Raw genomic sequence first — 6,673 nt, 5'->3', positions numbered from 1 at the left:
TCATTCAGGCGTTGGTATTGATATTGATTAAAATTCCTGATTTTTCAAAACCCTCTGTAGGGATAATTGGTGTAGTGTATCATTCGCCGGTTTAGGTAAGATGCTTAAACCTGCAGAGGATGACAAGCACGCTTTCCAAGAGACCTTTGCAAAACCGTTGTTTTGCCCGATCTCTGCCTGTTCACAATTCCAATACATCCTCATGTATCGTCTGTATGTAATCTACGCTGGGATTTTGAAATTGCGCAGGATCTGGTATTGCCCCCCCTGGTTTTTCAAAGTCCCCTGCAAATCAATGAGGAGTTCAGATACTCTGTAAAGTTTACTATCTTACCAACGATTTCGGGCCAAGCACTGTTGGATGTGCTTCTATAGCCTGAATTATTCATGAACAATAAGGAATCATTTGTTATCCTGTTATTTTTTAACGTCTTAGCATATAGTCATATAGTAATGTCTTCTTTTTGAACGATTAAAGTGACGACTGCGAAATTTGCTCCTGTGCTGCGTTGGACTGAAAATGGATACTCAAGGCAGGAAAATACCTCTCCGCCTCCATTTCCAATCTGCCTTGCCCACAATCAAATTTCTATGTGAATAATCCAGGGTAGTTGTATTAGACCGTAACCAAAATTAGTTGTCGTGAAACCCAGACACAGCATATTATTAGTCGAAGATGAGGAGGAATCAGCCGAAATGCTGGCCAACTTCCTGGAGATGAATGATTACGAGGTCCTGGTAGCCCATGAGGGAAACCGGGCGCTGGAGCTGATCGAGCAGCACGCGGGTGAAATACATCTTGCCATACTCGATATCATGGTCCCCAATGTGAATGGAAAGGAGATCTGTCGCCATATCCGCAGGCATCCCGTATTGCATGATATCCCCGTTATTTTTCTGACGGCTAAAGACGAAGAACAGGATGAGATTGAAGGCCTTGAGCTGGGAGCCGACGACTACATTCCCAAACCAGCCAGCCTGAACCTCGTGAAGGCCCACGTGGAATCGCTGCTTCGACGGCAGAACCCGCAGAAGGCCAACTGGCTGCAGTACGGGGATACCTACCTTGATACCGACGCCAAGGAGCTGTATGTGGAGGATGAGAAAATTGACCTTACCTCAACGGAGTATACCCTGATCGAGCTTTTTTACAAAAACCCCAAACGGGTTTACACGCGGCAGGAAATCCTGGAACACATTACCGAAGAAGACCGGTTTGTGTTTGACCGGACCGTGGATGTGCATGTAAAAAATCTGCGATTGAAAATGGAAGATGCGGGTGAAATTATAAAAACCTACCGCGGAATCGGTTATGGACTGAACCGCGAAATCGTTAAAGTATAGTGCTGGTATACATCTGTTGTACATGCAGAGGAGTAAATACTGTTGCGGGGCTGACTGATCTGGCAGTGTTTCAAAGGGGGGGGTCCTGCCGCTATGTTTACAAAAAAATACTTCGGGGTTTTATGGACACTGAAAGACTATTTGGACATCAGCGCTTATGAGTATACGTTCGAAATTGGCGTGGACGTTTATCCTGCTGTTGATTTTCGGGATTACCTCCATCAGCAGCTACTCCATCCTGTTTATCCGGGATTACCTGTTGGAAGAGGGGCGGACCGAAATGGAGCGAGACACGCGCTGGCTGGCGGTAACCGTCTCCAACCTGAACAATGGAGAGCAGTTTTCGACCCATTTTAAAGAAGCCGCACAGACTTCCGGATATCAGCTGGCACTGTACGACTCGTCGGGTCAGCTGATGGATGCCTACCTGAATAGCGATACCACCTTTACGCCCTCCCAGAACCTGCAGGCCGGAATCATGGAAAGCGTCAAAGCACGCGAGGGATTGCCGCTGCTGCCGCGAAATCCGGACTCGGATCTGTTAACCAGTTATGTTGAACTGCGGAATGCGTCCGGGCAAATTCGGTACCTGCAGGCGGGACAACTGAAAGATCGGATTTATGCGCCCATAAAGACGATCCGGTGGATCATCTACTACGGCATGTTTATCTCTATCGGACTGGTCGTGATCGTAAGCATCTGGATTTCGCGGTATCTTACCAGGCCGATCACGCAAATTAAAAATGCGGCACAGGATATCGCCGAGGGGGATGTGGAACGGAACATTGATCTCAACCGAAGCGACGAATACGGCACCCTGGCAACCTCGCTTAACCAGATGGCTTCCCGGCTTCGCGAGGATACCCGACAGATCAAGCAGTTTGCCGAAAAGCAGCAGCAGTTTTTTGCCGACATCACCCATGAAATCCGCAACCCGCTCCACAATATTTCAGCGGCCCTGGATATGCTGGAGCTGAAAGAGCTTCCGTCCGATAAAAAGGAAAAGTATATCCGGTCGGCAAAAAATCAGACCAAGCGTATCTCTCGCCTCTTTAAAGATCTGAAAACCCTGCAGCGCTACGATTCTGACGAGTATTTCGTGGAAACGACGAAATTTGACCTTTCTCAGATCGCCCGGCACATGCGGGAATGGTATGCCGATAAAGCCCGGGAGAAGGGCATAACGCTTCATATTGATGACCATCCCTGTCGGGCTGTCGGTGATCCCGGCAAGATAGAGCAGGTGATCGACAATCTTATTTCCAACGCCCTGAAATACACCAACGAGGGCGAGGTGTGCCTGCGGTATACCGGACAGGAAGATGAGGTATCCATTGAAGTGTCCGATACGGGCATCGGTATTTCAGAAGAACACCTTAGCCGGCTTTTTGATCGTTTCTATCGCACGGATAAAGCCCGGTCGAGGGATAAAGGGGGGACGGGGCTCGGGTTGGCGGTGGTTGAAAGTATTCTGAAAGCCCATGATACGGCCATCCAGGTCGAGAGTGAGATGGGAGGGGGCACCCGGTTTTGGTTTACGCTGCCGAAGGGGTGAGAAATACGGGCTAACTATTAGACTCGTTCTAAATAGCATTCGTTGGTCTTTCTTCAAACTCCCTTCACAAAGAAATGATTTATTTACACTGATGATCAGTAAACTGCAAACCTGTCAAAGTAAACGGTAACAAGGGTAGGTTTACCGGCGAGACTAAACGATTACTTACATGGCTACTGAAGAAGACAAGCGAATCGGGGTAGTGTTGATGAATATGGGCGGACCTACGGCCGACTATGCGGTACGCCCTTTTTTAAACAACCTGTTCCGCGATGAAGATATTATTAAAATGGGAGGCGGAAAAATACAGGAGCTGTTTGCAAACATTATATCTAAATTTCGGGCTCCCAACGTGCAGGAAGATTATGAAGAGATCAACGGTTGTCCCCGTGGCTGCATGGGAAACAAGCACTGCCTGAATCGCAAGAACAGTACCGTGTCGACCTGCTGTTCCCCCATCAACAGTTTAACGGAGAAACAGCGGCGCGCACTGGAAAAGCATTTTAAAAAGACGATGCCCGAACAGCCGGTGAAGGTTTACACCTGCATGCGGTACTGGCTGCCGTTTGCGGATACGACTATGGATGATATGGTGGAAGACGGTATTACTCACGCCGTCATGATGCCGTTGTACCCGCAGTTTTCGTGGACGACAACCGGAAGCAGTTTTAGGGATTGGGAAAGCACGCGCAGGAAAAAGTTCGGGAAGCAGGCGCCCTGGAAAGAATTTCATGTCAAGAATTACCATCTCGACGAGCATTATTTAAGCGCCATAAACGAGCGTATCGATGAGGCGCTGGCCGGTATGGATGAAGAAAGGCGCAATAAGACCCACTTTATTTTCAGTGCTCACGGTACGCCGCTGCTCGAAGTGCGAAGCGGAGATCCGTATACGAACGAAATTAACCAGACCATGGAAGCGATTATGGAGATGCGCGGTTACGACCACGAGTACTGGCTGGGTTACCAGTCCAAAGTGGGGCCTCAAAAATGGACCCAGCCCAATACGGCTGAGCTGGTTGAGCGCCATATTGAATACGGCATTAAGAATTTCCTGATGATTCCGATTGCTTTTGTCACCGATCATATTGAAACGCTCTACGAGCTGGGCGTCGAGCTGGCAGAGGATCTTGAAGAGGAGGGGTATGACTTTGAACATATAACCGTGATGCCGGGTATTAACGATCATCCCAACTATATTCAGGCGCTGGCCGGTCAGGCCATGGATAAACTGGATCATGAAATGGATATCAAAAAGGGAACAAATCCACAATCTGAAAAGATTTCGGCTTGACAGATGAGATTAGATCCGCCAAAAATAGCTGATTTTTGTGTCGTGGGAGTCAACCATTGGGAAGCGACGATCGATGTGCGGGAGCGCTTCAGCCTGACAAACGTCCAAAAGGAAGAGCTTATCCGGGGTGCTGAACGCGAGGGCATCAACAGTCTTTTTGTGATTTCTACCTGTAACCGCACGGAGATTTTTGCCCAGGATGCCACGTCCCAGGAGATTATCCGCCTGCTGATCGCTTATTCCGGTGCCACACTGGAAGAGTTCCATAACTATGGCTTTGAGAAAGAGGGGCAGCAGGCTGTCGAGCATCTTTTCCAGGTTGCGGTGGGACTTGATTCCCAGATTTTAGGCGACCTTCAGGTCGTAAAACAGGTCAAGGAAGCGTATGAACGGTCCAGCAGGCTGGATGCGGTTGACGGTGAACTCCACCGGCTGATGCAGCATGTGTTTCGGGCCCATAAGCGGTCCCGCAATGAGACCTCCCTGGGCGAGGGCGCCGCGACCACGGCTTATGCCGCCGTCAAGTTTGCCATCAAGACGTTCGAAAACCTGAAGAATAAGAATATTCTGCTGGTCGGGACCGGCAAAATCGGGAAAGTGACCTGCAAAAACCTGATTAACCTGGGAGCCCGGAAACTGACGCTGATCAACCGCACGCGCGACCGGGCGGAGTTCGTGGCTGAGAAGTACAACCTGCAGGTGGCGGGGATGGAGCGGCTGCCGCAGGAGATCGCCGAGGCGGATTTGGTGATCGTGGCTACCGGTTCCAAAGAGCCGGTGATTACGCTTGACGATATGAAGCCATCGCTTCTGGACCCGAAATTCAAGGTGATGGTCGACCTGTCGGTGCCCCGCAATATCGATCCGGAAATTGACGATCTGAACTTTGTGGATCTGGCGAATATGGATTTCCTTACGGATGTCACCGATGAGGCGTACCGGCGCCGTGAAGAGAATATCCCGCTGGTCAAAAAGATTATCGAAGATGAACTGACCGACTACAAAAACTGGCTCAGCAAGCAAAAAGTGGTGCCCACCATCAAAGCGCTGACGGCCAAGTTCGATACGATCCGTGAAGATGAGTTCGACTTTTTTAAAAATAAAATTTCAGATACGGATAAAGAAAAGGTTGAAAATCTGACTCGCCGCATTGTTAATAAAATTGCCGCTTACTCCATTGAACATTTACGCGACCATCACGAATCGGAGCAGGTAACAAAGGTGGTACATGATATGTTTAAGTTAGAGTTGAAAGGTGATAATGAGTAAACATTCCACGATTCGTATCGGCACCCGCGAGAGTCAGCTGGCGACATGGCAGGCCCGGGAGGTAGCCCGGGAACTCCGGGAACTCGGTCACGAAACCGAACTTATTTTTGTGACCTCGGAGGGCGATATTGATCTGACGACTCCGCTTACCGAGATGGGGGGCAAGGGCGTATTCACCAAAGCACTCGATAACGCTCAGCTGAACGACGAGGTTGATATAGCGGTCCACTCCTTTAAAGACCTGCCGACCGAAAACCCCCTCCCCCTCAACGTATCGGCTGTTATGGAGCGGGCCGACCCGCGTGATTCCCTGGTGGCCCCCGGCGGCACCGGTTTTCTGAGTGACACCGACTACCAGGCCACCATCGCCACCAGCAGTAACCGCCGGCGCGCCCAGTGGCTGCACCGGTACCCGAATCACGAAATCGTAAATATCCGCGGGAATGTGAATACCCGACTGGAAAAAGTGGAAAACAACGAATGGGACGGGGCTATCTTTGCGGCGGCGGGACTCCAGCGTATCGATCTCGGTCATCACATAAGCAGTTACCTGGACTGGATGGTGCCGGCCGCGGCCCAGGGTGCCATGGCGGTGATGACCCGGGAAGATGACCGGGAGATGGAAGAGATTATTTTGCAACTGAATCACGAGGACACGGCCTTGTGCACGGGGATCGAGCGCGATTTTCTGCACGACATGGAAGCCGGGTGCAGCGCCCCGGTTGGCGCGTACGCTTTCATAGAAGATGAAAACGTTTATTTTCAGGCGGTGGCCCTGACCCTGGACGGACGCGAGCGATATGACTATGAAGAACGGGTACCCCTCGGGGAGGCCGGGGAACTGGGTCACGCCGCCTCCCGGGTCCTGCTTGACAAGGGAGCCGGCAGCGTTATTGAAGAGATGAAATCAGACTAATGATGAAGCATTTACGCTGGGGCAACAGATAACTATCAGCGCAATCAGGTTAATCAGACAATCAGGTTGATCGGCGATTAATGAGACAAAACAAGCAAAATATTTTAGTCACACGTCCCCTGTCCGCGCAGCAGCTGGAATATGCCCGTATCCTGGGACTGGAACCGATTGTTGAACCCGCCCTTGAATTTAATTTTCCGGATTACTGGGATGGTGTCCTCAAGGTGATCAATAATCATCTCAAGTCGGACTGGGTGTTCACCAGCGCCAACGGGGTGAAAGCCCTGGGAGAGCT

6 protein-coding genes are annotated in these 6,673 nt (G+C 50.4%); all 6 read left to right on the top strand.

What is annotated here, in order from left to right:
• Positions 1–642: 642 nt before the first annotated feature.
• Positions 643–1,344, top strand: a complete 702-nt coding sequence (locus tag ACESLU_RS09825; protein WP_372638479.1) for a response regulator transcription factor — start codon at positions 643–645, stop codon at positions 1,342–1,344.
• Positions 1,345–1,501: 157 nt separating this feature from the next.
• Positions 1,502–2,899 (top strand): sensor histidine kinase, encoded by a 1,398-nt coding sequence (locus tag ACESLU_RS09820; RefSeq protein ID WP_372638478.1) that lies wholly within the window; start codon positions 1,502–1,504, stop codon positions 2,897–2,899.
• Between the two features lie 169 nt (positions 2,900–3,068).
• Positions 3,069–4,193: a ferrochelatase gene (gene hemH, locus ACESLU_RS09815; protein ID WP_372638477.1), complete on the top strand. Its 1,125-nt coding sequence runs from the start codon at positions 3,069–3,071 to the stop codon at positions 4,191–4,193.
• A 3-nt stretch (positions 4,194–4,196) separates the two neighbouring features.
• On the top strand, positions 4,197–5,462 hold the full coding sequence (hemA, locus tag ACESLU_RS09810; RefSeq protein ID WP_372638476.1) for a glutamyl-tRNA reductase: 1,266 nt from the start codon (positions 4,197–4,199) through the stop codon (positions 5,460–5,462).
• Positions 5,455–6,378, top strand: coding sequence for a hydroxymethylbilane synthase (hemC, locus tag ACESLU_RS09805; RefSeq protein WP_372638475.1), 924 nt, complete (start codon positions 5,455–5,457; stop codon positions 6,376–6,378). The genes hemA and hemC overlap by 8 nt, the downstream gene beginning before the upstream one ends.
• Before the next feature lie 80 nt (positions 6,379–6,458).
• Positions 6,459–6,673: uroporphyrinogen-III synthase (locus ACESLU_RS09800; protein WP_372638474.1), on the top strand; the 215-nt coding region annotated here is incomplete at its 3' end.

This window comes from Fodinibius sp., assembly GCF_041642155.1.
Lineage (GTDB): Bacteria > Bacteroidota > Rhodothermia > Balneolales > Balneolaceae > Fodinibius.
This window is presented reverse-complemented; position numbering and strand designations above follow the sequence as displayed.

Coding starts and splice junctions, on each gene's coding strand:
- hemC (WP_372638475.1), top strand. CDS start 5,455: ATGAGTAAACATTCCACGATTCGTATCGGCACCCGCGAGAGTCAGCTG.
- hemA (WP_372638476.1), top strand. CDS start 4,197: ATGAGATTAGATCCGCCAAAAATAGCTGATTTTTGTGTCGTGGGAGTC.
- hemH (WP_372638477.1), top strand. CDS start 3,069: ATGGCTACTGAAGAAGACAAGCGAATCGGGGTAGTGTTGATGAATATG.
- ACESLU_RS09820 (WP_372638478.1), top strand. CDS start 1,502: ATGAGTATACGTTCGAAATTGGCGTGGACGTTTATCCTGCTGTTGATT.